Raw genomic sequence first — 1325 nt, forward strand, 5'->3', positions numbered from 1 at the left:
CCTGGAAGGAGAGCCCTAGTGATCATGAGCTCGGGCCGTCCTGACATCCGTTCGACGGTCGTCGTGCTGACCCTGGCGACGACACTCACGGTCGCCGGCACGATCAGCGTCGTATCCGCCACCGCCGCCACCCCGGCCACCACCACCGCGGCAGCAGCCGTAGCCGCCGCGGCCGCCCCCGAAGACGACGGCGCCGACTGCGCCATCCCCACCCTGCCCGACACCGGCGCCCTGCCCACCACCACCCGCCTCCCCGACCCCTTCCGCAAACTCGACGGCAACCGCATCACCACCAAAGGCGAATGGCGCTGCCGCCGCGAAGAAATCAAAAAACTGTCGGAGAAGTTCGTCTACGGCGAGAAACCCGGCAAACCCTCCAGCGTGACCGGCACCGTGTCCAGCAGCACCATCACCGTCAACGTGTCCCACAACGGCCGCAGCTCCAGCTTCACCGCCAGCGTGCAACTCCCCAGCGGCACCGGCCCCTTCCCCGCCGTGGTCATCCTGGGCGGCTTCGGCGCCGACGCCGCCGCCATCCGCGCCGCCGGAGCCGCCACCATCAACTACGACCCCTACGCCGTCGGCCGCGAAGGCACCCCCCGCAACAACAAACAAGGCGCGTTCTACAGCATCTACGGCAACACCAGCCCCACCGGCCTGCTCACCGCCTGGGGATGGGGCGTCAGCCGCATCATCGACGTCATCGAAACCAACGGCGGCACCATCCTGCGCCCCGACATCGGCGTCACCGGCTGCTCCCGCTTCGGCAAAGGCGCCTTCGTCACCGGCGTCTTCGACCAGCGCATCGCCCTCACCATGCCCATCGAATCCGGCAGCGCCGGCGTCCCCATCTTCCGCGGCATCCCCGGCGAAGGCGCCCAAAGCCTCAGCAGCGCCTACAGCGAACAACCCTGGCTCGGCGACGCCTTCGGCACCTTCACCAGCAGCCCCACCCGCCTGCCGGTCGACACCCACTCCGCCGTCGCCATGATCGCCCCCCGCGGACTGTTCATCATGGACAACCCCCACATCGCCAACCTCGGCCCACGCTCAGCAAGCATCGCCGCCCTGGCAGGAGCAGAGGTCTACCGCGCCCTCGGCGCCACCACCAACATCACCTACTGGTCCGACGTCACCGACGGCACCCACTGCGCCAACCGCACCGAATGGCGCACCCCCCTCCAACAAAACATCCAAAAATTCCTCCTCAAAACAGGCAACGCCACCGGCACCATGCGCATCTCCTCCCGCGCCAGCGGCAACCTCACCGAATGGCGCGACTGGACCACCCCCACCCTCACCGACACCAACCCCACCATCACACC

At 68.3% G+C, this 1325-nt stretch carries 1 protein-coding gene; it reads left to right on the forward strand.

The genetic code is table 11. From position 1 onward, the window contains the following. Nucleotides 1-24 precede the first annotated feature (24 nt). Nucleotides 25-1325: glucuronyl esterase domain-containing protein (locus ACFP1K_RS41060; RefSeq protein WP_380764018.1), on the forward strand; the 1301-nt coding region annotated here is incomplete at its 3' end.

Source organism: Sphaerisporangium aureirubrum (assembly GCF_042658925.1).
Lineage (GTDB): Bacteria > Actinomycetota > Actinomycetes > Streptosporangiales > Streptosporangiaceae > Sphaerisporangium > Sphaerisporangium aureirubrum.